Origin of the sequence: Streptomyces sp. NPDC058308 (assembly GCF_042880275.1) — a bacterium.
Classification (GTDB): Bacteria; Actinomycetota; Actinomycetes; order Streptomycetales; family Streptomycetaceae; genus Streptomyces.
In genome coordinates this window covers 141,412-165,898 of record NZ_JBHVZA010000015.1, presented here as the reverse complement: position 1 = coordinate 165,898, position 24,487 = coordinate 141,412, and the positions used below count along the sequence as shown (strand labels likewise).

Below are 24,487 nucleotides of genomic sequence, written 5' to 3'. Positions count from 1 at the left end.
TCCTTCTCGAAGAGTGCGGGCGCCGCCTAGAGCGGCTTCTTGCCCTTGAGGGCCGAGCGCACGGAACTGGACAGCAGCGAGCGGGCCATGTCGCGCATCTCCCCGGCCGGCGCCTTGCGCAGGGACCAGTGCATGAACTTCGCGACGTCCGCCGTGCTGGGGTACACGAACCGGGTGGACTCCTCGTCCTTCCACCCGAAGACCGGGTTCAGGCTCTGGCAGTCGCGCAGCGCCGCGAAGATGATGTCCGCGGCCGTGTCCCCGTCCACCTCGCCGACCTCGAACTTCTCGCAGGTCTCCGCGGTCAGCTCCAGGATGTGGCGGAAGTCGTCCTGCGGCCACCACAGGCCCGGGTAGGCGTTCTCCTCCAGCTCCTTGAGGTGGCGCTCGTCGCCGTCCAGCTCGTACTGGACGCGGGCGCGGTGCAGGCGCATCACGCCGGGCGTCAGGAACCCGCCCCAGACGCGGAAGACCGCGTTCCACAGCCGGAAGTGGGAGAAGGCGATGTAGGAGCTGTTGACCAGGTCGTCGTTGTACTGCAGCAGCCCGCGCTCGACCTGCTCGACGTAGGCGAAGCGCTCCACCGACCAGTCGTCGTCCTCGATCGACTCCAGCAGGCGGCTGCAGAGCGCGTGCACCACCTCGAAGGTGTTGGACAGCCCGCGCGAGTACAGCGGGTCCAAGAAGCCCGCCGCGTGCGACATCAGACACCAGCGGTGCCCGATGGACTTGCTGGAGGAGTACTGCAGGCGGTCGGTGGAGATCCACTCACGCACCCGCTTGGCGCCCACGAACTGCCGCTTGACGGCCGGGTACTTGTCCAGGAAGGAGCGGAACTCCTCCTCGGGCGTCATGTCCTGCGGCTTGGGATAGGTCCGCTCGTCCATCGTCAGCCCGACGCTGACCATCGGGTTCTTGGAGCCCTTGACGTTGTCGAAGGGGATGATCCAGAACCAGCCGCGCTCGATGAGGTGGTGCAGGGTGCCGCCGTGCCACTGGGCCGGGGGCCGCTTGCTCACCGGGTGGTGCGAGACGTCGTCGAAGGGCTTGATGCCGATGTAGTGCGTGAACAGCGACCGGGCGTGGTGCTTGAAGCGGGCCGGCTTCTCGCGCAGCGCGAACTTCTCCGCCAGCGGCGAGCGGAAACCGCTCGCGTCGATGAGGTACTTGGCCCGGAACACCTCGCCGTTCCTGCCGCTGACCGTCACCCCGTCCTCGTCGAAGTCGAGGTCGGTGGCGAACCAGTTCTGCCGGGTGAGGCAGCCGTACTTCGCCGCGACGTTGAAGTAGTACTGGTCGCTGTCCTGGCGGAAGAGGTGGCTGGCGTCGGTGAGCGCCTTGGGGATGACGAACATCGTCGCTTCTTCGGGGTCGGGCTCCTGGCCCACCTCGTGCTTGATGAACCCGAAGTTCTGCTTCTTGCCGTGGTGCGGGCCGAGATGGTCCGCGACCGCCTTGACGTTCAGCAGATGACCGAGCTCGGGCACATCGAAACGCGACTTGAGAATGTGCAGCCACTCGATCAGCTGCGGCGTCATCGACTCGCCGACCGCGAACCGCGGGTGCTGCCCCGCGTCCACGAGCACCACCTTGGCGCCCTGGCGGGCCAGGATCGCCCCGGCGACAGAGCCCGCGAGCCCGGAGCCGAGGATGAAGACGTCGCAGTGCTGGACCTTGTCGGATTTCTTGGCCTGGCCACTCGCCATGACCTTGCTGGGCATACGCGCCACCCTCTCTCGGGACGGACGGATTGCTTGGGTGTGCCTGTCGGGGCGTGGCCGGCCGCTAGGGGGCGGTGCGCGACACCACCAGGGCGGAGTTGAAGCCGCCGTACCCGCGGGCGATCACCAGGGCGGTCTCCAGGCGGGCCGCACGCGCCTGGCCGGTGACCAGGTCGAGGTGGTGGGCGGGGTCGGGCGTGACGTTCACGGTGGGCGGGATGACGCCGTCGCGCAGCGCGAGCAGCGCGGTGGCCACATCCAGCGAGGCGGCCCCCGACAGCAGGCGTCCCACCATCGTCTTGGGCGCGGTCACCGCCACCCCCCGGGGCCCGAACACCGCCGCAAGGGCCTGCGCCTCGGTGTGGTCCAGCTCGGGGACGGCGGCCGCGTCAGCGAAGACCACGTCCACCTCACCGGCCGTCACCTCGGCGTCGGCCAGGGCCAGTTCGATGGCCCGCCGCAGCCCCGGCGGGCGGCCGTTGCCCGGCTTGGGGTCGAAGGTGGCGGCATACCCGCGCACCGCCCCGTACACCCGGGCGCCGCGCCCGCGGGCCGCGCCGGCCTCCTCCAGGATGAGCAGCGCCCCGCCCTCGCCGGGCACGTGACCGGCCGCCGCGGCGTCGAAGGGCAGATACGCCCGCTCCGCGTCCCGGCTGGTGCTCATCCGGCCCCCGGCCCACTGGGCGACGTGCCCCCAGGGGCAGATCGAGCCGTCCACCCCGCCCGAGACGACCAGCCGGCTGCCCTTGCGGATCTGCCGGCGGGCCTGCGCCAGGGCGTCCAGGCCGCCGGCCTGGTCGGAGACGATCACGCCGCTGGGGCCGCGCATCCCGTTGCGGATGGAGATCTGACCGGTGTTCACCGCGTAGAACCAGGCGAAGGACTGATACGCGGAAACGTAACTGCCGCCCTTGGACCACAGGTTCTGCAGCTCGCGCTGGCCGAACTCGAAGCCGCCCGCCGAGGAGGCGGTGACCACCCCCATGTCGAAGGGGTCCCACGCGCCCGGGTCGACGCCGGCGTCCTTGAGCGCCCAGTCGGCGGCGACCAGCGCCAGGCGCGTCATGTGGTCGGTCTGCGCGATGAGCCGGCCCGGCAGGTGCTCCTCGGCACGGAAGCCGGGGACCTCCCCGGCAAGCCCCGCCGGATAGCCGGCCGCGTCGAACCGCTTGATGTCCTCGATGGCGCTCTTGCCTGCGAGCGTGGCATCCCAGTAGGCCTCAAGGCCCAGGCCGTTGGGGGCGGTGACACCGATCCCGGTGACCACGGTGCTCTTCACGCCGCCCTCCGCAACACCATCGCGCTCTGGAACCCGCCGAAGCCGCTGCCCACACTCAGCACGGTGTCGGTCTGCTGCTCGCGGGCCACCAGCGGCACGTAGTCCAGGTCGCACTCCGGGTCGGCCTCGTGCAGATTGGCCGTCGGCGGCACCACGTTGTTCTCGATGGCAAGGACCGAGGCGGCGATCTCCAGGGAGCCGATCGCCCCCAGCGAGTGCCCCACCATCGACTTGATGGAGCTGACCGGGGTGCGGTAGGCGTGCGCGCCCAGGCTGTGCTTGAACGCGGCGGTCTCGTGCCGGTCGTTCTGCTTGGTGCCCGAACCGTGGGCGTTGATGTAGTCGACCTGTTCGGCGTCGATCCGGGCCTCGTCCAGGGCGAGGCGGATCGCCTCGGCCATCTCCCGCCCGTCGGGGCGCAGCCCCGTCATGTGGAAGGCGTTGCAGCGCGTGGCGAAGCCGGAGATCTCGGCGTAGATGTACGCACCGCGCCGCTGGGCGCGCTCGCGCTCCTCCAGGACGAACATCGCCGAGCCCTCGCCCAGCACGAAGCCGTTGCGGGTCCGGTCGAAGGGCCGCGAGGCCCGCCCGGGCTCCTCGTCGCGGGGCGTGGTGGCCTTGATGGCGTCGAAACAGGCCACCGTGATCGGGGAGATGGGGGCGGCCGCGGCCCCGGCCAGCATCACATCCGCGCTGCCCTCACGGATCAGCTCGGTGGCATAGCCCACCGAGTCAAGCCCCGAGGTGCAGCCGGTGGAGACCACCGCGGCCGGGCCCTCGGCGCCGATGCGCCAGGCCACCTCGGAGGCGAACGAGCTGGGCACGAAGTAGTCGTACAGGTGCGGCACCGCATAGCGGTGGTCGACCAGGTCGAGCCGGCCGCCGTCACTGACGATGTTGTACTCGCGGTCCAGGGCCATCGTCGCCCCCACCCCGCTGCCGATGGTGACGCCGGTGCGGTGCGGCTCGATCGACTCCGGGCTCAGACCGCTGTCGGCCATCGCCTCGGCGGTGGTGACCACCGCGAACTGCGCGGCCCGGTCCATGCGCCGGATCTCCTGCGGCGTCAGCCCGTGCTGCTCGGCGTCGAAGTCGACCTCGGCGGCCACCCGCGAACGGAAGGGCGTCGGGTCGAAGAGGGTGATGCGCCGGGTGGCGGTCCGGCCGTTGCTCAGCAGGTCCCAGAACTCCTTGGCGCCGACACCGCCGGGCGCCACGACCCCGATGCCGGTTATCACTACGTCGCGTCCCATGCGGACGGCGCTCCCTTCCGGGGGAAAAACGTCACGAAGACCGGGTCCAGTGGTAGAAACGCTCGGCCATCGCATCCGCGGGCGAGCGCCAGGTCTGCGGGTCGTAGGCCCCGATGTACGGCTTGAGGTCGTCGCTGATCTTCACGAACAGCGGGTGGGTCCTGGCCTCCTCGATCGCCTCGCCGCCCTGGTCGGAGTCGAAGTCCTGCAGGTGGAAGTAGAGGCCGCGGTAGGCGAAGAGCTGCCGGCGCCGGGTGCCCATCAGGTCGGGCATCCCGGTGTGGTCGAACTCCCCGAAGATCCGTGCCACGTCACCGCCTGAGCCGGGGTCCATGCGCGCCACGATCAAAGTGCTGTGCATCGGCTGTCTCCCGTTGGTGGAAGGAAATGTGGTGCGTGAGCCGGCCCCGCCCCGCCGCCGCGAAAGAGCGGAGGGGGGCGTGGGGCGGGCTCATGGGGTGAAGTCCCGCCAGGGCCGTGCATACGGCCCGCGGGGAAAGTGCCGGACATGCCGCGGCGGCCGGCGCGCCGCTGAATTCGGCGGGGCCCGGGGACAGTTCACCGGACTCTGCCCCATACCTTCTTCGGTCGGTGCCCGAATTTCAATGGGAAGAAGTGCAGAACTCCGTCAGAAATTCTTCAGAGAATTTCAGACCCGCTGCAACAGCCCTCGCTCTTCGGCCCGTTGCAACAGCCCCCCGGGCCCTCCGGCTCGCCGCGGCGACCGTGCGCCCCTGCTGGTTCAGCCGCCCTGCCCGGCGGCCGGCACCGCACCGGGGGAGCGGACCGCGCGACGGCGCGTGAAACACGCGTGCACATCGGACTCCGCGTACGAGGTCCGCCCCGCCCGGCTGCGCCGCCGCCAGCGCTGCTCGCTGGCCAGGCGGTAGACCGTGCCGGTGGACACCGACCACAGCCGCGCCACGTCCCCCGCGCTCAGCCACCGCTCGCCCTGACCGCACAGGGCGCGCCGCAGCTCCGTCCACAGCTCGCCCGGCCAGGCGTGTTCGGGATCGGCCTCGCAGCGGATCGCCGTGCACGCCTGCGTGCCCGCCCCGCGGAAGTCGGCGACCAGCGTGCCGGCGCAGCCCTCGGCCACACACGGCCCGACCCGCACCCGCCGCACGGGCGTGCCCCGGCCCACCCGGCGCGCGGCCGCCGCCAGACGGGCGATCTCCCCGGCCGCGTCGGTGGCCGCCGGATGCGCGGCCAGCCAGTCGCCGTGCAGCAGCAGGAACGCGGCGAGCCGGGAGACGCTGCGCTCGGGCGCGGGCACCCGGCGCTGGGCGCTGACCAGCCCGGCCCACGAACCCAGCGTCGTCACGATCGAGGTGCGCACCTCGGCGGCCGCCTCGTTGAACGGCATCCCCGGCAGCGTCGGGTTCCCGCTGACCCGCTCACGGACCCCCAGCCCGCCGCCCCCGCCGAGCCGGTGCACCAACTCCTCGTACAGGGCGGGCAGTTCCCGCAGGCTGCGGGCCAGCAGCCGCAGACAGCCCGGGCACAGCCGCAGCCCCTCGACCGCCGCGGCCCCGTCCCGGCCGGGCCCGCAGTGGGCCCCCTCGCACCGGGTCCGGGTGACGGTCGCTTGCAGTTCACGCTGGTTCATCTGTATTCCCCCGTAGTCTCGCGCGCCGCCACACCCCGCCGCCGTGCAAAAAGAGAGGGAGGCCCGGCCGCACACAAACGCCGTATACAAACGACATACGCAAAACACGTACGCACCCAGGGACCGGAAAAGGAAAAAGCAAAGGACGCGGTCACACGGAAGGGGAGGCCCCGTGCGCCGAAGGGTTCGCCCGCCCTTCGCCCGCCCCGGTGTCCCGCCCCGCCCCGCACCCTCACGCTCCGGATCACCTGCCGCCCCCGCCGTGCCGCGCGGACAGCTCCTGCGTGCTCCCCGTCCCCGGTGCGCGGAGGCGCCCGGGACAGTGCACCGGACCGGCTGACCGGCCGGCCCGGCACCTGCCTTCGAACGCGACCGCGTACGGGGGCGGGATTTCGGCCACCGTAAGGAATCGCGTGCCAGCGCCATGCCAGAGCCATGCCAAGAGAGCCACTGGAGTGCCCCCGCCCACCACGGCCACCCCTCCCACAAGGACGCCCCGATCGGCCCGGGACCGCACAGTGTTGGCCCGCCGGTGCACTCCAGCTGACCCGCCCCTGGCGCTGCGCTGGCGCGCCCTGACCCATGCTGGGGCGCCAAGAACGGTCCCCTGGCCCCCGGGCCGGGAAACAGCAGCGGTCCGTGGCCCGCCGGCGGGCGCGGGCACGGAAATTCACGACGACGGGGTGGACGCGATGAACGGCAGTGCCCTCACCACCGCCGCCGCCGGTCTGCCTGCGCCGCAGCGGGCTCAGCCTTCTGGCGCGCCCGGTTCGCCTGTGCCGCAGCGGGCTCAGCGTTCTGGCGCGCCCGGTTCGTCTGCGTCGCAGCAGCCCCAGCGTTCCGCCACCGCCGGCCCGCCCGCCCCGCAGCAGGCCCACCGCCCCGAGCCCGCCCGCCCGGCCCACCCCACCCCGACCTGGGCCGCGGCCCCCCTGCGCCCACCCCGCATACCCGCCCTCGGCCCCGAACGCAGCCTGCTGGTGGTCGACGGCCGTGACACCGGCCGCGCCTGGGCCCCCCTGGGCATCCGCACCGCCCGCGTGGGCCGCGACGTGACCACCGACGCCCCGTCCTGGAGCGCCTACCTCACCGCCCTGCACCGGGCCGGCCACCCCCCGCACGCCCTCGTCTTCGACCTGCCCGCCGCCACCACGAGCCCCGAACGCGCCGCCGAACTGACCCTGCCGGCCCTGCACGCCCTGGGCCGCGCCACCCACTCCACCCCGGTGCGCCTGGCCTTCCTCGTCACCGGCCGTGCCCGCCCCGAACTGGCCGCCGCGCTCGGCGCGCTGGCCCAGCAGGCCGGTGCCGAGGACGGCCGCGTCCACGCCCTCTGCCTCGCCGTGCAGGCCCTGCCGTCCGGGGCCGAAGACCCCTTCCGCCTCGCGCTGGCCGAACTCGCCCTGCCCCGGCCCGAACTGGCCGAGGTCCGCTACACGGCCACCGGCCGCCAGGTCCGCGCCCCGTACACCACCCCGGACCAGACACCGGCACCGGCACCGGCCCCGGGGCGCGGTGCGCCGCGGGCCGCCCTGCGCGGCGGCGGCCGCTATCTGCTCACCGACACCGGCTCGGGCACCGGCACCCGCCTGGCGCTGTCCCTGGCCCGCCGCCACCGGGCCCGGATCGTGCTGCTGGGACCGGCGGGCGGCCCGGTGCCGGCCGATGCTGGCATCGTGACCGTGACCGGCCGCCCCTCCCGCGCCGACGACGTCCACGCCGCCGTACGCACCGCGCTGGACCGCTTCAAGGGCCTGGACGGGGTGGTGCACTGCCCCGGCCACGGCGAGCACCGCCCCCTGGCCGCCCTGTCGGCCGCGACCGCCGCTCACGTCCTGGCCGACGCCGTGACCGGCGCCGGCCACCTGGACCGCGCCACCGCCGAACTGCCCCTGGACTTCTTCGCGCTGACCCTCCCGGCCGGCGCCCCTCTCCCCGTGGCCGGCGCCGCGCTGCCGGCCACGGTGGGCCGCGCCCTGGACGCCCTGGCCGCCGAACGCGCCCGCCTGGCCGGCGCCGGCCTGCGCCACGGCGCCTGCGTCACGGTCACACTCCACCGGCCCGCCGGCACCGGCCTGCCGGACGCGCTGACCCGGGCCCTGGCGGGCGGGAGCGGCGAACTGTCCCCCTGCGCCCCTGCCGCGCACTGAGCCCGGCCGCGGGCCCCGGCCCCGCCCGCTCTCCCAGTCCTATGACAAGGTCTGCCCCCTGCCCTGACTATCCCGTGACAGGACCCCCCGCCGCCCGCCCCCGCCATGGCAGGAGGCGGGCAGGAATCCCCCCTTCCCGCCCCCGTCTTGCTCCCGCCCGCCGGCACGCGTTGACGCTGCGCGGGCCCCCTCGCAAGGCTCGGGGCTCTCCGTCCCACCCACGGACTCCTCGGGAAGGCCTGCGAGATTCATGAACGTACTGATCGTCGAGGACGACGACGGAATGGCCGAGGCACTCCGGCAGATGCTGGGCATGCACGGCTACACCACCCAGCACACCCGCACCGGAAGCGACGCACTGGAGCAACTGCCCGACGCCGACCTGGTGCTGCTCGACCTGATCCTGCCCGACCTGGCCGGACACGAGGTGTGCCGGCGCATCCGGGAGCAGTCCTGCGTACCGATCATCGTGCTCAGCGGCAGCCACCACGAACTGGACCAGGTGCTGGCCCTGAACTCCGGGGCCGACGACTTCGTCCCCAAGCCCTTCGGGCGCTACGAACTCCTCGCCCGCATCGGGGCGGTGCTGCGCCGCAGCGCCGGCTGCCTGCGCCACGACACGGCCGCCGCGGCCGGCGGGCCGCTGCCGGCGGCCGCGCCCATCGTGCCCGCCCAGCGCCGCGCACCGCTGCAGAGCGCCCCCGACCCCGGTTCCGAGGAGGCCCCCGAGCCCGACCCCGTGCCCTGGCCCGGACCCGTGGAGCAGCCCCGCGACGAGCAGCGCCACCTGTGCGCGGGACCGCTCAGGCTGGATGTGCGCACCCGCAAGGTCCACCTCTGCGACGACGAGGTGCGCGTCACCCGCAAGGAGTTCGACCTGCTGGCGATGTTGCTGGAGGAGCCCGGCACGGTGCTGCGCCGCGAGGAGATCATGGCCCGGGTGTGGGACGAGAACTGGTTCGGCTCCACCCGCACCCTGGATGTCCATGTCGGCTCGCTGCGCGGCAAGCTCGGCTCGCCGCACTGGATCGAGACGGTCCGCGGGGTGGGCTACCGCCTCACCGTCCCGGCGCTGGCCCTGTGTCCCGCGCTGGAGGGGTGAGGGCCGCAGCTGCACCCGCTGAAGCCATTCGCGTCGTGGTGGGCGAAGCGAGCGGTTACACGCCGGGCGAGTGGGTCGCCTACGAGATCCCGCTGCGATGGGGGCAAAGAACCGGCCACGGTGGAGGACATCACGGCGATTTTGCGCACCCTCGTTACCGGCATACGCATCTACTCGAGTGACCGCATCGGCAAGTTCGGCGCCGGACTGGCTGAACGGTTCAGCCGCGTAGTACGTGCTGCGCGACCCGGTCTTCGGGGTCGCCGAGCCCTTTGCGCCACCGCTGCTGAAAATGTCCGGAAACGGCCTGCTGGTCAGCGCGGTGACCTGGGGTGCGATCATCATTGAGCTGGTGATCGTCGCACTGCTGATCGGCCCGGAGCGCTGGCGGAAGCTGGTCTTTTGTCTGGATGTGCTGCTGTACGGCGCCGTCATCGCGTCCATAGGCCTGTGGAGCTTCGCCCCGGTCATGACCGGTTCCGCCGCGGTCGCCGCGCCGCCGGGCCGCGTGGAGCTCATGGACCGCGTGGAGCCCACGGCCCGTGTGCCGCACAAAGCCGGGGACGCCGGTGAAACCGAGAGCCGGCAGCGAACCCGACAGAGAACCGGCCCCCACCCCCCACCTCGGCTGAAGGAGAGACACACATGACCGCGGACACCCTCATCGCGTGCGGCAAGGGCCACGTCTTCTGGGGGAAGTGGGTGCCCGGCGCCTCGGTGACCACCCTCCGGCTCGGTCCGCGCCGGCTGGGCATGTGCAAGGCGGGCCGGCACCTGTCGCTGCTGCGCCGCGCCGAGGAGAGCGAGCTGACGGCCGAGCAGCACGCCGCCCTCTTCGACGCGCCGTGACGGGAGTACGCCTGGACGGGGTCGTCGCCGGGTACCGCAAACGCCCTGTGCTCGGCCCCATCGACACGGAACTCACCCCCGGCGTGCACGTCCTGCTCGGGCGCAACGGCGCCGGGAAGACCACGCTCATGCGGGTCCTGGCCGGTATTCTGCCGCCGCTCGCGGGGCGGGTGTTCCTGGGCGGCGCCGACCTGGCCGCCCACCGCGAGGCGAAGCGCGCGATCGGCGTGCTGACCCACCGCGCGGCGCTCAGCCCGCAGTTGAGCGTGCGGGACAACTTGGAGTTCTGGGCCCGGGTGCAGGGTCTTGACGGGGCGCGGCGCGTCGCGCGGATACGGGAGGCGGCCGGGCGGTTCGACATCGAGCGGCTGCTCGAGCGGCGTACCGCCCGGCTGAGCAGGGGCCAGCTCCAGCGGGCCGACCTGGCCAGGCTCACCCTGACCGACCCGCACGTCCTGCTGCTCGACGAGCCCATGACGGGGCTCGACCCGGTCAGCGCCGGGCACACGCGCGCGTTGGTACGTTCCTGGGGCGCGGACAAGACCGTCCTCTACTCCACGCACAGCGTCCCCGAGGCGCTGACGCTCGCCTCACAACTGCTGATCCTCAAGGGCGGGGCGCTCACCGCACTGCCGGTGACGGGAGCCCCGGAGCGGACCGAGTCGCCCTGCGCGTACGACCTGCGCACGTCGCGCGGCGGTGGCGGTGGCGGTGGTGGTGGCGGCTGGGAACGGGCCGAGCTCGGGCAGGGCACGACGATCGGTGAGCACATCGCCGGGCTCGTCGCCGACGGCGTCGCCGTCACCGACGTACGCCCCGCCTCCACAGGCACGACCGGCACCGCCGAAGCCGAGACCGACGGCACCGGGACCGGCACGTGGAGCGCCGCCATGGAAACCGCCCTCCACCAACTCCTGGACGATTCCTCATGACCACCGGCGGACTTCTCGGCGCCCTCCTGGTGCGCACCTGGCGCCACCAGGGCCGCCAGGCCCTGCTCGTCCCCGCGGCCGCCGGTACGGGTCTGGTCGCCCTGCTGCTCGTGCTGCCGCACGTCTTCCCCGACGCGGTCCACGGAGAACTCGCCGCCGCCGACAACGGCCTGGTCGCCGTGGCCGGCCTGCACTCCGCCACCGCCCGCGCGCTGAGTACCGCGCTGCTCGCCGCGCCCACGCTGCTCGGGGTGGCCGCCGCGCTGATCACGGGCGCGGTCAGCCGCGCCGTCGTCTCCGGGGACCTGGCGGGCGGCTCCATGGAGGCGCTGCTCGCCGCGCCGGTCCGCCTGCGCTCGGTGTACCTCGCCTACACGGCGTGCGCGCTGATCACCGGGGCGCTGTCCTGGCTCGTGCTCGTAGTCGGTTTCACCGGACTCGCCTGGCTGGCCCTGGCGCTGGGCGGCAGCAGTGTCCATCTCAGCGCCGGATACCTGCTGTTGGGGCTGCTGGTCCCGGCCGCCTCCGTGCTGTGGGCCGCGTCCGCCACCGTGTTCGTCGGCTTTCGCTGGCCTGCCGGACTGCGGCCGACCGCGGGACTCGGCGGTGGCCTCGCGCGGGCCCTGGCCCTGCTCCCGGCCCTGGGAGCGACGACGGCCGGCAGCCTGGCGCCCGACGCGTACACGACGGTGACCGGCTGGTACGTGAGCGGCACTCTGGTGCTGACGGCCGTGCTGCTCGTGCTGATGCCGCTGGTTTTCCGGGCGGAGCGGGTCCTGGAATAGGGACCCGGCCCGCCCGCGCCCGGTTGGCACAAGTCAGGACGGGAATCCCCGGACCCGACAAGGACAGCGGTAGCGACGGGAAACTGCGGCTCCTGGCCGCACTCTCACACACCGGGTCCACCGGCGGGGTGCCGGCGGGTCAGGCGCTCTCCCGGCCGGCCGCTTTGGCGATGTTGCGTGCCATGCCGCCGAAGACCAGGGCGTGGAAGGGGGCGACCGACCACCAGTAGGCGTGGCCGGACAGTCCGCGGGGGTGGAAGAGGGCGCGCTGGTGGTAGCGGGCGCGGCCCGGCCCGTCCTGCTCCACGTACATCTCCAGCCAGGCCAGTCCGGGCAGCCGCATCTCGGCGCGCAGGCGCAGGAGCCGGCCCGTCTCGATCTCCTCCACGCGCCAGAAGTCCAGGGAGTCGCCGACGCGCAGGTGGTGGGCGTCGCGGCGGCCGCGGCGCAGGCCGACGCCGCCCACGAGCCGGTCGAGCCAGCCGCGTGCGGCCCAGGCCAGGGGGGAGGAGTACCAGCCGTTGTCGCCGCCGATGCCTTCGATGACCCGCCACAGCTGTGCGGGGGAGGCGTCCACGCTCAGCCGGCGGTGGTCGGTGTAGAGGCTGCCGCCGGCCCAGTCGGGGTCGGTGGGCAGTGGGTCGCTGGGGGCTCCGGGCAGGGCGGCCGAGGACCAGCGGGTGGTGACCTGGGCGTCCTGGATGCGGCGCAGGGCCAGCTGCAGGGCCCGGCGGAAGGGCAGGGGGCGGTCGGGGCCGTCGGGCACGTAGCCGGCGATGTCGTGTTCCTGGCAGACGACTTCGTGGCGCAGGGACTGGGCCAGCGGGCGGGCGATGCCGCGGGGTACGGGGGTGACCAGGCCGACCCAGTAGCTGGAGAGCGAGGGGGTGAGCAGGGGGACGGGCACGATCAGGCGGTGGCGCAGGCCGGCGGCGTCGGCGTAGGTGCGCATCATGTCGCGGTAGGTCATGACGTCCGGGCCGCCGATGTCGAAGCCGCGGTTGAGGGTGTCGGGCAGGCGGGCGCAGGCGACGAGGTAGCGCAGCACGTCGCGGACCGCGATCGGCTGGATGCGGGTGCGCACCCAGCTGGGCGTCACCATGACCGGCAGGCGTTCGGTGAGGTAGCGCAGCATCTCGAAGGAGGCGGAGCCCGAGCCGATGATGACCGCCGCGCGCAGGACGATGCTGGGGACGGGGGAGGCGAGGAAGATGTGGCCGACTTCGGCGCGCGAGCGCAGGTGCGGTGAGAGTTCCTTCTCGGGCACGCCGGCGGGGGTGAGTCCGCCGAGGTAGACGATGCGCTCCACGGCGGCCGCGTGGGCCTGTTCGGCGAAGGAGGTGGCCGCGCGCCGGTCGGTGTCCTCGAAGCCGGTCCCGGAGTTCAGGGCGTGCACCAGGTAGTAGGCCACGTCGATGCCGTGCAGGGCGCGGGCCAGGGACTGCGGGTCGCTCACGTCGCCCTGGACGATGTCCACCTGTCCGGCCCAGGGGTGGTCGCGCAGTTTCTTGGGGGTGCGGGCCAGGCACCGCACCCGGTGGCCCGCCGCCAGCAGTTCGGGGACCAGGCGGCCGCCGATGTAGCCCGTGGCGCCGGTCACGAGGATGTGCCGGCCGGGCCGGGGGGCGTCCTGGCTGTCGCTCACGTGCGCTGCCGCCTCGTGGTCGGGGTCCGGGGGAGCGGGCTGCTCCTTACGGGGCAAGTCTCACCCGCTGCGGCCCGCGCCGCGACAGGCGCCGGCCGGCCCCGCCCGGTTTCCGTGTGCGGCCGCCGGGGTGTCACGGGCCGGGTGCGGGGTGTGCGGGCGGTACGGGGACCAGCCGGTAGGCGCCGTCGTGGGCGTGGACCCGGCCGGCGGTGGGGTGGGGGAAGTGGGTGCCCAGCAGGAGGGTGGAGGTGCCGGCGAGGGAGGCGAGCAGGGCGCGCCGGGAGGCTTCGGCCTGGAGGGGGTCGGTGTCGGCGCAGCTGGAGAGGTGGGGGTGGGGGAGCTGGACGGGGTGGTGGATCGCGTCGCCGGTGATGACGGCTGTCGCGCCGCGGCTGCTCAGCTGGACGGCGAGGTGGCCGGGGGTGTGGCCGGGGGCGGGCACCAGGCGCAGGCCCGGGGCGATGTCGCTGCCCTGCTCCGCGATGTCGAGGAGGTCGAGCAGTCCGGCGTCCTCGACGGGGTGCACGGAGTCGCGGAACATCTGCCGGCGCGGCTCGTCCATGCTCTGGGCGGCCCAGAACTCGCGCTCGGTGCGGGAGACGAGGTAGCGGGCGTTGGGGAAGGTGGGCACCCACGCGCCGTCCGCTTCCCGGGTGTTCCAGCCGACGTGGTCGGTGTGCAGGTGGGTGAGGACGACCAGGTCGACGGAGTCCGGGGGGAACCCGGCCTCGGTCAGGCGCTGGAGGTAGTCGGTGTGCAGGCCGTGCCAGGCGGGGTTCGCGCGGGTCTTGCCGTTGCCGATGCCGGTGTCGACGAGCACCCGCAGGGTGCCCAGGGTGAGCGCGAAGCTGTGGCTGTCCAGGCGCAGGGTGCCCGCGCTGTCGGCGAAGTCGGGGTGCAGCCAGTCCTGTCCGGCGACCACGCCGGCGCTGGCGCCGGGCAGCAGCCAGGGTCCGGTCGCCGGCGGCAGCGGTGTCTCGTCGATGCGGTGCACGGTGATGTCGCCGACGCTCCAGTGGGGGGCTGGTGCGGGGGGCGGGCCGGCGGGGGCGTGCGGGGGTGTCTGCGGGGCCTGAGGCTGCTGGGACTGGGGTGTCTGCATGTCGGTGGCCCTTTCCGGGGTGCTTGGGGCGGGAGGCCGCCCTTACGTGAACCACTAAAAGCTAACTGTTTGCGTTAAGTGAGCGTAGGGCCTACCGTGGCCTAACGCAAACAGTTAGCTTTTAGTGCGGCGGGTGGACGCGCCCCCGCCCCGCAGCACTCCGCCCGCCCCCGACAGCCAGAAGAGGCCCCCGCATGCCCGCCGCTGAAGAACTGACCCCACCCCAGGCCGCCCACTGGGCGGCCCGCACCGGACTCCTGCTGCCCGACGACCGGCACGAGGCAGTGGCCGCCACCGCCAACCACATCCACTCCGTCGTCGCCGTCCTGCGCGAACTCGACTTCGCCGACACCCCGCCCACCCCCTTCCCCGCCGAAGAAGAGCCCTACGCCGGAGAAGAGCCGTACGCCGAAGAGAAGCCGTACGCCGAAGAGGAGCCGCACCGTGCAGCCGTATGAACTGACCCTCACCGCCGCCGCACACCAGATACGGACGCGGCAACTGTCCCCCGTAGAACTGGTGGACTCGGTACTGGAGCGGATCGAGCAGACCGAGCCGGACCTCAACGCCTACGTCACCGTGACGGCCGAGCGGGCCCGCGACGCGGCGCGCGCAGCCGAACACGAAGCGGCCGCCGGTCACTTCCGAGGCCCCCTGCACGGCATCCCCGTGGCGCTGAAGGACCTGATCGACGTCGAGGGCCTGGCGACCACGGCGAGTTCCAGGGCCCGCACCGGTCACCGGGCGCAGGCCGACAGCACGGTCGCGGCCCGCCTGGCCGCAGCCGGCACCGCGCTGCTGGGCAAGACCCACACCCACGAGTTCGCCTACGGGCTGACCACTCCCCAGACCCGCAACGCCTGGGACCCGGCACGGGTGGCCGGCGGGTCAAGCGGCGGCTCGGCCGTCGCCGTCGCGGCGGGCTCGGCGGCCTTCGCCCTGGGGACCGACACCGGCGGATCGATCCGCGTGCCGGCCGCCCTGAACGGCGTCGTCGGCCTCAAGCCCACCTACGGCCTCGTCCCCCGGCACGGCGTGACGTCCCTGTCCTGGTCCCTGGACCACGTCGGCCCCCTGACCCGCACCGTCCAGGACGCGGCCCTGGCCCTGAACGTCCTGGCCGGCCCCCACGGCGCCCGCCCGCCGCTGGCTCCCGCCGACTACCGGCCCACCCCCGACACGGACCTGACAGGAGTACGCGTCGGCGTCCCCCGCACCTACTACTTCGACCGCGTCACCCCCCAGGTCGACACCGCGGTCCGCGCCGCCATCACCCACCTGCAGAGTCTCGGCGCCACCCTCGTCGAGGTCGACATCCCCATGACCCGCTACATCCAGGCCACCCAGTGGGGCCTGATGGTCCCCGAAGCCACCGCCTACCACGAGCAGATGCTGCGCTCGGCCCCCGAACAATACGGGCCCGACATCCGCATCCTGCTGGAGGCCGGCGAACTGATGCCCGCCGGCGACTACCTGCGCGCCCGGCGGGCCCGCACCCTCATGCACCAGGCCTGGCTGCGCCTGTTCGGCCACGTCGACGTGATCGCCGCCCCCACCGTTCCCACGACCGCCGCCCCCACCGGCCAGGAGAGCCTCACCTGGGCCGACGGCACCCACGAAAGCGTCTCCGACGCCTACGTCCGCCTCTCCGCCCCCGCCGACATCACCGGCCTGCCGGCCCTGTCACTGCCGGTCGGCCACGACGGCGCGGGCCTGCCCATCGGCATGCAACTGCTGGCCCGACCCCGCGCCGAAGCCGCCCTGGTGCAGGTGGGCCACGCCTACGAACAGAGCGCCCCCGCCGCGGGCCGCACCCCGCCCCTCCCCACCCCGCAGGCCGCCGTCCCCGCAGGCCCGGCGCCCCGCGCGGCCCGCTGACAGTCAGATCCGCTCTAAGGTGATGCCCGTGAGCCGTAGACCGATGGCACGCCCCGGCGGCCGCAGCGCCCGTGTCCAGGAAGCAGTCCACACCGCCGTACGCGAACTCGCGGCGGAGGTGGGCCGCGACGCCCTGACCGTGCCCCAGATCGCCGCCCGCGCCGACGTCACTCCCTCGACGGTCTACCGCCGCTGGGGCGATCTGCAGGCACTCCTGTCGGACGTGGCCGTCGAGCACCTGCGCCCCGAGGCGCCGCCGGAGGACCGGGGCACCCTGGAGGCCGACCTCCAGGCCTGGGCCGAGCAGTTCCTCGACGAAATGTCCTCCCCGGCGGGCCGCGCCTACATCCGCGACGCCCTGCTCGGCGACCCGGACGGCAGCAACGCGGGCCAGTGCTCCGCCTACGCGGCCGAGCAGATCGACGTCATCCTCGGCCGCGCGGCGGGCCGCGGGGAAAGCGCCCCCGGCACCGAAACGGTCCTCGACCACGTCGTCGCACCGATGATGTACCGCATCCTCTTCCGCCCGGGCGGCCAGGACGCCGCCTACGCACGCCGGCTGGTGAGCGAGGTACTGAGCACCTGACCCCGACACGCCGCAGCCCTGTGTCCGGGTCAGGCGCGCGCGTGGGGGTGACACCGGCCCGCCCTCCCCGCGGGGCGCCCCGCCCCCGCACCGGGACCTGCCTGCAAACGCCTCCATGTGCCACTAGCCACTCCTGCGGTTGCCGGAAGCCCCCTGGTCCCTGGTCAAGGAATTCATCCGCCCCACGCGCACACCACAGCAACCACGACACCGGGACACCACGACACCTGGTCACCACGACACCTGGACACCGACATGCCTGGAGGCCGACACAACCGGAGGCCGACATATCTGGACGCCGAGACACCTACGAGCGCGCGGCCACCTCCCCCTCCCGCCCCCACACCCCGCCTCCGCCCTCACCGGCGAGCAGCCGCGACAGCTCGACGCGGGACCGCACACCCAGCACGGCGAACACATTGCGCAGATGGTGATCCACCGTGCGGGGACTCACCGAAAGGCGCACCGCCACCTCCCGGTTGGTGGCGCCCTCGGCCACCTGCCGCGCGATGCGCTGCTGCTGCGGAGTCAGCGCCGCCAGCAACCCGGGCCCCCCTCCGCCCGCTCCCGCTCCCGTTTCGCCCGCCACCGCCTCGCCCGCCGCCCGCAGCTCACCCCGGCTGCGCTCCGCCCAGACCCGCGCCCCGCACCGCTCGAAGGCCACCAGCGCATCACGCAACGGCTCACGCGCCTGCCGGGTACGGCGTCCGCGGCGCAGCCACTGCCCGTACAGAAGCTGCGTACGGCCCCGCTCGAACTCGCCCGGCACCCCCTCGTGCCGCGCGAGCGCCCGCTCGAACGCCGCACCCGCCTGCTGGGGTGGGGCCAACAGGGCCTGACAGCGGGCCAGTTGGGCCGCGGCGAGGGGGTCCGCGGTGGCCCGGGCCCAGCGCTCGAACTCGGCCGTGGCGCGCCGCGCCTGTCCGGCCCGCCCGGCTTGGACGGCCGCCTCCACGAAGCAGGGCACGGCCAGCATCCGGACGGCGAAGTGCCCGCCTCGCGGCCCCGGGGCGACCAGCGGGGCGAGCCGCGCCGCGGCATCGGCCCACCCTCCCGCGGCCAGCTCCGCGCGGGCGAGCGCCCAGCCGGCCAGAGTGGCGGCCTGTGCCAGGCCGTGCGGTCCCGCGCCCGTCGCAGCGGCGGCCGCGTGCAGGGCGCAGGCTTCGGCGTCGCCCTCGACGGACGCGGCGAGCGCCGCAACAGCGTGCAGGCAGACCGCGGTGTTGGCCTGCCCGAACCGCTGCGCCGCTCCGAGTCCTTCGGCCGCGTGGGCGCGGGCGCCGGTGTGCCGGCCCGCACGCAGCTCCGCGTAGGCCAGGAGTTCCAGGGCGCGCGGCACGAGAACCTCCAAGCTGTGGGCGCGCGCCCCGGCCAGCGCCCGGGCCCCGGCCTCCCGGGCGATGCCGATCTCCCCGGCCACCAGGGCCCCGGCCCCCGCACGCAGCAGCCCGGCCGGATCCCCCAGCCCCGCCAGCCCCTCGAAGCAGCGGCGCAGCAGCGCGTGCCCCTGCGCGGTGCGGCCCGAGAGGACCGCGCACATCCCGGCCCGGTAGGCCTCCAGAAGCGGGTCGCCGGCGCACACCGCCAGCCGCGTCATCGCCTCCCGGCACGCGCCGGCGTCACCGGCCGCCCACGCCGCTTCCGCCGCGCCCATCAGCGCGCCGCGGGCCTGATGGGACGGCAGCAGTCCGGCCGCGGCAAGCAGCAACTGGCGGGCATCGTCCACCGGCCCGTCGGCCAGGGCCAGCAGCCCGCGCACCCGGTGCAGCCCCCCGTGCGCGGGGACCGCCCCGGCACGGGCCAGCAGCGCCCGCGCCCGCACCGGATCCCCCGCAAGGCGGGCCGCCTCCGCCGCCTGGGCCAGCCGGTCGCTGCGCGCGGCCGTGCCGGCGGACAGGGCCGCGGCGCGGGCCAGCGCGGTGGAGCGCTCGGCGTGCGGGCGCCGGGCCGCCGCGGCAGTCAGGCGCCCGGCGAGGCGTACGTCCAGCTCCTGCGCCGCACACGCGAGCTGGACCAGCCGCGCGTAATGATCACGGCACGCCCCGGCCAGGCGGAGGTGGGCGGCCCGGCGCCGGGCCGGCGGCGTGCACCGCAGTACCGCTGCGCGCAGCAGCGGCTGGGGGAAGTGGACCCGCCCGCCCGCCCCGAGCACGGCCCCGGCCGCCTCGGCGGGCGCGAGACCTGCGGAGTCGGCGCCGGCCCGCAGCACCAGGGCGAGTTCGGCGCCCGCGCCCTCCCCCTCGTGCTCGGTGGCCGCCGCGGCGAACAGCAGCAGCGTGCGGGCCGCGCCCGGCAGGTCGTCCAGGCGGGCCGCGTAGTCCTCCAGGACGCCTTCCGCGCCGGGCAGGGGGTCGGGCAGCCGGGCGCGCCCGGCCAGCTGGGCGGGGGTGAGGGCCGCGGCGTAGGAGGTGAGCAGCCGGGGGTTGCCCGCCGCCTCGCGCACCAGCCACGCCCCCACGGCCGGATCGGCCCGTCCCCGGGTGAGCCGGTCCAGCAGAGCGGTGGCCGCGCTCTCCTCCAGCGGCGCCAGCCGCACCGCCGCCGGCCCGGCGAACTCCCGCGCCCCGGTGCGCCCTTCGGCGAGGGTCACCAGCACGGCCACCGCCCTCGCGGCGGGCAGGGCGCGCAGCTGCGCGCCCAGAGCGGCCCGGGACGCCGCATCCCAGCGGTGCGCGTCGTCGAGGCAGACCAGCAGCGGCCCCTGCTGCTCGGGCACCGCCGGCAGCGCGGGCCGCACCCAGGGGAGCGGACCGCAGAGCGTGCGCGCGTACTCCACCAGCGCGCTGCGGCCCAGACCGGGCGGCGCGCTCAGCACGAGGACACCGCCCCGGCCCGCCCGCGCCCGCTCCACCAGGGCCCGCACGGCGGCCGTTTCCGTACGGCGGCCGAAGAGTTCCAGAGAGGCGGGCGCGTGGGGGAGGGGCGTCGGAAGGACCACGCCCGCACGCTACTCACGCGTAACACCGCCCGGAAGCCCCGCACCCACCGCACTGGGCACACCACCACCAGCCCCCGCACCCAGGTGTGCACGGGCACAACCCCCCACCCCCGGCAGACCCCGCGCCCACCCTTCCTGGGGCCGTCAAGTTCAGGAGGTGTGGGGGCAGTTGCCCCGGTACTCCTCGATGGTCAGGCTCGGCCTGGGCAGCGGGCAGAGGAACTGCTCGTAGCGGGTGTCGTCGTCGATGAACCGCTTCAGCCAGGAGATGCTGTACTTCGCGATCGTCGTGTTGGACGAGTTCGGTGTGATGTGGGTGGCGTTGTTGAGCTCCAGGTACGCCTTGTCCAGCGAGGCGGGCAGTGACTGGTAGAACGGCTCGGAGTGGGTGGCCACCGGGGCCACGGTGTCCCCGTCCGCGCCCACCACCAGGGTGGGGGTGCGCAGTTCGGGCCAGGTCGTATCCAGGTTCCAGCCGGTCAGCGGTATCGCCGCCTTCAGCGACGTGCGGCTCTTGGCCGCCTCCAGGGTGCCGCCGCCGCCCATCGAATGCCCCATCACGCCCAGCCGGGACGCGTCGATCCGGCCGCGCACCGCACTCGACTTCGTCAAGTAGTCCAGCGCCGACAGGAGTTGACGCCCTCTGCTGTCGGGCTGGTCGAGGGTGGTGAGCGTGTCGATGGTGAAGACGACGAAGCCCTGGGAGGCCAGCCGCGGCCCGAGCCAGGCGATGCTCGACTGATAGGCGGTGAAACCCGGGGAGATGACCACCGCACCGAACGTGCCGTCCGCCGTCGACGTCGGGTAGTACACCGTGCCCCCGCCGAAACCGGACACGCCGAGCCGGGAGACGCTGGTCTGCGAGACGGCGTAGGGGCCGCGCGGCGCCTCGATACCGGCCACCGTCGGCGCGGGACCGCGCTCATAGGGATTGTCCGCCACGGCCCGGGCGCCGGGCACCAGACCGGGCCCCAGAAGACCGGCAGCGACCACCGCGACGGCCAGACAGGCCCGCACCACCGGGCGGGAGAAGGCATGCACAGACACGGAGAGATCCTCTCGGTCATGACAGCCCCCCCTCAGGACACACGCCACAAGGCACACCCGGTGGGAGACCGCCGTGTTCATCGTTCATCGGCGCCCCCACCGTGACGCCGCCCAGACCCCACCGGCATCGGCGAAATCACCGGCGCCACGAAAACACCGGACCCGCCCCCGCGCCCGCCCCCTCACCCGCACCAGCCCGCCACAGTGGGACAATCAGGGCATGTTGTCCACAGGTCAGGCGCTCGGTCAGGCGCTGCAGCCGAGCGCCGCCCCCCTCTTCGACACCAGCGTGGGCCAGAGCGGCCGCCAGTTCGCCGAACTCGGCCTGGCCCTGGTCCTGTCACTGTTCATCGGCGTGGAACGCGAAGCACGCCAGAAAAGCGCCGGCATGCGCACCCACATGCTGGTCGGCGTGGGCAGCGCCCTGTTCATGGAAGTCTCCATCCACGGCTTCGCCGCCACCGCACACCTCCAAGGAGCCTCCCTCGACCCCTCCCGCGTGGCCGCCCAGATCGTCTCCGGCATCGGCTTCATCGGCGGCGGACTGATCTTCGTCAAACGCGACGCCGTACAAGGCCTCACCACCGCCGCGACCATCTGGCTCACCTGCGGCATCGGCATGGCCTGCGGCGGCGGCCTGCCCCTGCTGGCCGCCGCCGCGACAGCCGTGCACTTCCTCGTCGTACGAGGCCTGCCCCGCCTGACCGACCGCATCCCCCTCAAGCCCCGGCCCCAGGCGCTGCAGCTCACCATCACCTACGACACCGCACAGGGCCTGCTGGGCCGCGTACTGGAACTGACCACCGGCGCGGGCTTCCGGGTCGACGCGGTACGGGTCACCCGCGAGGAAACCCCCGGCCGGGCAGCGGCCCGCCTCAGACTCCAGGGCACAGCCCAGGGCCACCACCTGGTGGAGAAACTCACACGGATCGAGGGCATCAGCGAAGTCGACCTGGGCACACCGGCCGACACGACCGAATGACCACCACACACCCGCAGGGCCCCTATGCCCCCTGCGCCGACCGGGCGGTCCGTGTGTCGCCCGACGTATCGCGGGCAGACGCGGATCAGCTCCTTGCCTCACACCTCGTGTGAGGCAAGGAGCTGATCCGGCCCGGGCGCCGCGCCCCGGGCGCCGGGTGCGGACCGCCGGCCGCCGGATGAAATCATCGGGGAATGCCTGACTTGATCATTGCCGCCTGCGACGGAGCGGCGAAGAAGAACCCCGGGCCCGCGGCCTGGGCCTGGGTGGTCGCCGACGCCGAGGGCCGCCCCCAGCGCTGGGAGGCCGGCCCGCTGGGCCACTCCACGAACAACGTGGCCGAACTGACCGCCCTGGCCGAGCTGCTGGAGGCCACGGACCCGACCGTGCCGCTCGAGGTACGCATGGACAGCCAGTACGCCATGAACGCCGTCACCAAATGGATCGCCTCCTGGAAGCGCAACGGCTGGCTGACCGCGGCGAAGAAGCCGGTCGCCAACAAAGACCTCGTCGTACGCATCGACGCCCTGCTCCACAACCGCGCAGTGACGTTTAGGCACGTAGCCGCCCACCAGGTGGACGGCGACCACCTCAACGCGATCGCCGACGTCGCAGCCAGCGACGCCGCCACGACCCAGGAGCCCGCGGGCACCGCACACGGCGCCCAGCAAATCCCCCAACCACGCCCGGACCGCACCACCGCACGCCCCGCCCCCAAGAAGGCCACCGCCCGGGCCGGGAAGTCCTCCTCGAGCGCGGTCATCAAAGCCAAATTCCCCGGCCGCTGCCACTGCCAAAAGCCCTACGCAGCCGGCGAAAAGATCACCAAGAACCCCCACGGCTGGGGCCACGTCGAATGCCGCGAGACCACCGGCGCCTGACCCCCCCCGCACCACCCGCGCGGACACGGGCGGAGACGGCGGCCTGCCCCCGCCCCCGGCCATCGAGACGGGCCGCCGGCAGGGGCCGCCACCGTACTCACATGACCACCTCTGCGCAGCAGGCTCTGCCGTTCCTCGACGCCGATCGACCCCTCATCAAGTGGGCCCCTCATCAAGTAGGCCCCTTATCCATCCCGAGCGCGGACCCCGACCGGCGGCCCTCCCTGTGCGAGGCGGTCGCCAGGACGGTCGGACACGACAAGAAAGGAGTGAGCGATGAGCAAGCAGCACCCGCCAAACGAGGAAGAACCAACGTGGAATTCCCTCAGCACCAAGGCAAAGATCCTTGCCGCAACCGGAATCACCTGCCTCAGCTTCGGCGTCGCAGCCCTCGTCCTGCTCTTCCTCCTGCTCATGGTCCTCATCGTCACGGCCGCGTTCAGCGACGTGATCGAACTCGACGGCGTGAGCACATTGCTCTGGGCCGCCCTGCTGTGCCTGCCCTGCGGGCTGCTCGCAGGTGTCTTCACCACTCCGGTGCGCCTGCTGCTGCGGCTCAACCAGCCCACACAGCGGACCAAGCAGGCGGTGGAGGCGCTCACCTCGTGCCTGACGACGTTTCTCGCCGCCCTCTTCGTCCTGGAGTTCACCCCAGGACTGCACGCCACCCATCCATGGCTGCCCTCAGCAGCGGCCACCCTGCTCGGGATCGCGGCAAACCTGGTGATGAGCCGCGTGGAGTCACGCAAGACATAGGGGCGCCATGAGCCCGGCAACCCGCGCACGCATCCACACCACCAGCACAAGCACCCCCTGCAGGTAACAACCCAGGCCCGCCCCACACCCCTCCACGGCACCCTCGACCGGCCCGACGAACAGCCCGCAGGGCCGGGTTCCGGCCACCTCAAAGGTGGACGTGGCCTGCACAAATAACCGATCCTGGCCGGATGTTGCTCAACACCCCCGAGGCCGACCTGTTCGAGAACTCCAGAGGCCGACTGGAGGCGATCGCCTACCGCCTCCTCGGCTCCGCCGGCGACGCCGAAGACGCCGTACAGGACACCTACCTGCGCTGGCACGCGGCCGACCACGAACGGATCGAAACCCCCGAGGCATGGCTGACCAAGGTCCTCACCAACCTCTGCCTTGGTAAGGCACTCATGCGGTAGCGGCTCCGTAGGCGGTCCAAGTCCGCGTCAAGGCGGATGCAGTGGGCCTTCCCTCCATAGGCGGAAGAAACCGGGCTAGTTACCGAAGTGGACAGGGGTTGGCCCTCTCTCACCGAGGCGAGTGAGAGGATCCAGCAGGTCAGGAAGCTGCGAAGCCCCGCCAAAGCCGTGGCGAAACGATCAGCGCCTGGTTCGGGCCGTAGTAGCTGTTTCGTCTCGGCATGCGACGTAACGACCTCACCTGCGCACTTACCCATCGGTGAGAAGGACCGCAAGTCACCAGTCTTCGCTGAGAATCGCTCAATCTTCGATGCGCGAGATCACCGTGTCCAGGAAGCTGATGTTCGCCGCGGTTTCGTCCTCTCATCGCGATAGCCCGAGTTGACCCGGGCAGGGGCGACGCTCATGCGCACACGATGAAGGTGGAACGCTGAGCCCGCGTCGGACTGGTTCTGCATGCGCCTGTACATGTTCTCGAGGGCGGCCTCAAAGGTGCCGAGGTGGAGTGCATTGCCGAGTTGCGTAGGCCAGTCCGCGTAGGTGCTGGTGTGGTACCAGCTGAGCTTGTTGAGCAGG

General features: G+C 73.2%; 21 protein-coding genes and 1 pseudogene. 13 read left to right on the top strand and 9 right to left on the bottom strand.

Features of this window, described 5'->3' with window-relative positions; translation table 11 throughout:
- Positions 1 to 26: 26 nt before the first annotated feature.
- The 5 genes from ACFVYL_RS21680 to ACFVYL_RS21660 all read right to left on the bottom strand — a co-directional run bounded on the left by ACFVYL_RS21680 (position 27) and on the right by ACFVYL_RS21660 (position 5,862).
- Complete coding sequence (locus ACFVYL_RS21680; RefSeq protein ID WP_389718509.1) at positions 27 to 1,721, bottom strand: NAD(P)/FAD-dependent oxidoreductase; 1,695 nt, start codon at positions 1,719 to 1,721, stop codon at positions 27 to 29.
- A gap of 64 nt (positions 1,722 to 1,785) precedes the next feature.
- Positions 1,786 to 3,000, bottom strand: a complete 1,215-nt coding sequence (locus tag ACFVYL_RS21675; protein WP_389718507.1) for a ketosynthase chain-length factor — start codon at positions 2,998 to 3,000, stop codon at positions 1,786 to 1,788.
- Complete coding sequence (locus ACFVYL_RS21670) at positions 2,997 to 4,253, bottom strand: beta-ketoacyl-[acyl-carrier-protein] synthase family protein (RefSeq protein WP_389718504.1); 1,257 nt, start codon at positions 4,251 to 4,253, stop codon at positions 2,997 to 2,999. The genes ACFVYL_RS21675 and ACFVYL_RS21670 overlap by 4 nt, the downstream gene beginning before the upstream one ends.
- Before the next feature lie 31 nt (positions 4,254 to 4,284).
- Positions 4,285 to 4,614 carry a TcmI family type II polyketide cyclase gene (locus tag ACFVYL_RS21665; RefSeq protein ID WP_389718501.1) on the bottom strand — a complete coding sequence of 110 codons (330 nt, stop codon included), beginning with the start codon at positions 4,612 to 4,614 and terminating at the stop codon, positions 4,285 to 4,287.
- Positions 4,615 to 4,995: 381 nt separating this feature from the next.
- Positions 4,996 to 5,862, bottom strand: coding sequence for a hypothetical protein (locus ACFVYL_RS21660; RefSeq protein ID WP_389718498.1), 867 nt, complete (start codon positions 5,860 to 5,862; stop codon positions 4,996 to 4,998).
- Positions 5,863 to 6,554: 692 nt separating this feature from the next.
- On the opposite strand from ACFVYL_RS21660, the gene ACFVYL_RS21655 reads away from it, so the two are divergent.
- The 6 genes from ACFVYL_RS21655 to ACFVYL_RS21630 all read left to right on the top strand — a co-directional run bounded on the left by ACFVYL_RS21655 (position 6,555) and on the right by ACFVYL_RS21630 (position 11,680).
- On the top strand, positions 6,555 to 8,012 hold the full coding sequence (locus tag ACFVYL_RS21655; RefSeq protein ID WP_389718496.1) for a KR domain-containing protein: 1,458 nt from the start codon (positions 6,555 to 6,557) through the stop codon (positions 8,010 to 8,012).
- A 250-nt stretch (positions 8,013 to 8,262) separates the two neighbouring features.
- Complete coding sequence (locus tag ACFVYL_RS21650) at positions 8,263 to 9,114, top strand: response regulator transcription factor (RefSeq protein ID WP_389718494.1); 852 nt, start codon at positions 8,263 to 8,265, stop codon at positions 9,112 to 9,114.
- A gap of 235 nt (positions 9,115 to 9,349) precedes the next feature.
- Positions 9,350 to 9,763: a hypothetical protein gene (locus tag ACFVYL_RS21645; protein ID WP_389718491.1), complete on the top strand. Its 414-nt coding sequence runs from the start codon at positions 9,350 to 9,352 to the stop codon at positions 9,761 to 9,763.
- Positions 9,760 to 9,963: a hypothetical protein gene (locus tag ACFVYL_RS21640; protein WP_389718488.1), complete on the top strand. Its 204-nt coding sequence runs from the start codon at positions 9,760 to 9,762 to the stop codon at positions 9,961 to 9,963. Before ACFVYL_RS21645 ends, ACFVYL_RS21640 begins: the two co-directional genes overlap by 4 nt.
- On the top strand, positions 9,960 to 10,895 hold the full coding sequence (locus ACFVYL_RS21635) for an ABC transporter ATP-binding protein (RefSeq protein ID WP_389718485.1): 936 nt from the start codon (positions 9,960 to 9,962) through the stop codon (positions 10,893 to 10,895). Before ACFVYL_RS21640 ends, ACFVYL_RS21635 begins: the two co-directional genes overlap by 4 nt.
- The gene (locus ACFVYL_RS21630; protein ID WP_389718483.1) at positions 10,892 to 11,680 is read left to right on the top strand and encodes a hypothetical protein; all 789 of its coding nucleotides are present in this window, start codon (positions 10,892 to 10,894) and stop codon (positions 11,678 to 11,680) included. Before ACFVYL_RS21635 ends, ACFVYL_RS21630 begins: the two co-directional genes overlap by 4 nt.
- 139 nt (positions 11,681 to 11,819) lie before the next feature.
- Here the strand turns inward: ACFVYL_RS21630 and ACFVYL_RS21625 are convergent, their stop codons facing one another.
- On the bottom strand, positions 11,820 to 13,325 hold the full coding sequence (locus ACFVYL_RS21625) for an SDR family oxidoreductase (RefSeq protein WP_389718480.1): 1,506 nt from the start codon (positions 13,323 to 13,325) through the stop codon (positions 11,820 to 11,822).
- Positions 13,326 to 13,458: 133 nt separating this feature from the next.
- Complete coding sequence (locus ACFVYL_RS21620) at positions 13,459 to 14,430, bottom strand: MBL fold metallo-hydrolase (protein WP_389718477.1); 972 nt, start codon at positions 14,428 to 14,430, stop codon at positions 13,459 to 13,461.
- Between the two features lie 194 nt (positions 14,431 to 14,624).
- Between ACFVYL_RS21620 and ACFVYL_RS21615 the strand changes: the two genes are divergently transcribed.
- From ACFVYL_RS21615 to ACFVYL_RS21605, 3 genes are read left to right on the top strand one after another with little or no spacing between them, the layout of a single operon-like run.
- The gene (locus ACFVYL_RS21615) at positions 14,625 to 14,888 is read left to right on the top strand and encodes a hypothetical protein (RefSeq protein WP_389718474.1); all 264 of its coding nucleotides are present in this window, start codon (positions 14,625 to 14,627) and stop codon (positions 14,886 to 14,888) included.
- The gene (locus ACFVYL_RS21610) at positions 14,875 to 16,308 is read left to right on the top strand and encodes an amidase (RefSeq protein ID WP_389718472.1); all 1,434 of its coding nucleotides are present in this window, start codon (positions 14,875 to 14,877) and stop codon (positions 16,306 to 16,308) included. The genes ACFVYL_RS21615 and ACFVYL_RS21610 overlap by 14 nt, the downstream gene beginning before the upstream one ends.
- 22 nt (positions 16,309 to 16,330) lie before the next feature.
- Entirely contained in the window at positions 16,331 to 16,894 is a 564-nt protein-coding gene (locus tag ACFVYL_RS21605; RefSeq protein ID WP_389718469.1) for a TetR/AcrR family transcriptional regulator, read from the top strand.
- A gap of 307 nt (positions 16,895 to 17,201) precedes the next feature.
- Here ACFVYL_RS21605 and ACFVYL_RS21600 read toward each other — a convergent pair whose 3' ends face one another.
- Complete coding sequence (locus ACFVYL_RS21600; RefSeq protein WP_389718467.1) at positions 17,202 to 19,832, bottom strand: LuxR C-terminal-related transcriptional regulator; 2,631 nt, start codon at positions 19,830 to 19,832, stop codon at positions 17,202 to 17,204.
- A 150-nt stretch (positions 19,833 to 19,982) separates the two neighbouring features.
- On the bottom strand, positions 19,983 to 20,879 hold the full coding sequence (locus tag ACFVYL_RS21595; RefSeq protein WP_389718464.1) for an alpha/beta hydrolase family protein: 897 nt from the start codon (positions 20,877 to 20,879) through the stop codon (positions 19,983 to 19,985).
- Between the two features lie 253 nt (positions 20,880 to 21,132).
- Between ACFVYL_RS21595 and ACFVYL_RS21590 the strand changes: the two genes are divergently transcribed.
- The 4 genes and pseudogenes from ACFVYL_RS21590 to ACFVYL_RS21575 form a co-directional block, all read left to right on the top strand.
- Positions 21,133 to 21,861: an MgtC/SapB family protein gene (locus ACFVYL_RS21590; RefSeq protein ID WP_389718644.1), complete on the top strand. Its 729-nt coding sequence runs from the start codon at positions 21,133 to 21,135 to the stop codon at positions 21,859 to 21,861.
- Positions 21,862 to 22,055: 194 nt separating this feature from the next.
- Positions 22,056 to 22,742, top strand: coding sequence for a ribonuclease H (locus ACFVYL_RS21585; protein ID WP_389718461.1), 687 nt, complete (start codon positions 22,056 to 22,058; stop codon positions 22,740 to 22,742).
- A 276-nt stretch (positions 22,743 to 23,018) separates the two neighbouring features.
- A complete protein-coding gene (locus ACFVYL_RS21580) occupies positions 23,019 to 23,498 on the top strand; it encodes a hypothetical protein (RefSeq protein WP_389718460.1) in 480 nt (159 codons plus the stop codon).
- Between the two features lie 191 nt (positions 23,499 to 23,689).
- Positions 23,690 to 23,896, top strand: a pseudogene (locus ACFVYL_RS21575) (sigma factor); the annotation flags it as partial.
- Positions 23,897 to 24,487: the final 591 nt, after the last annotated feature.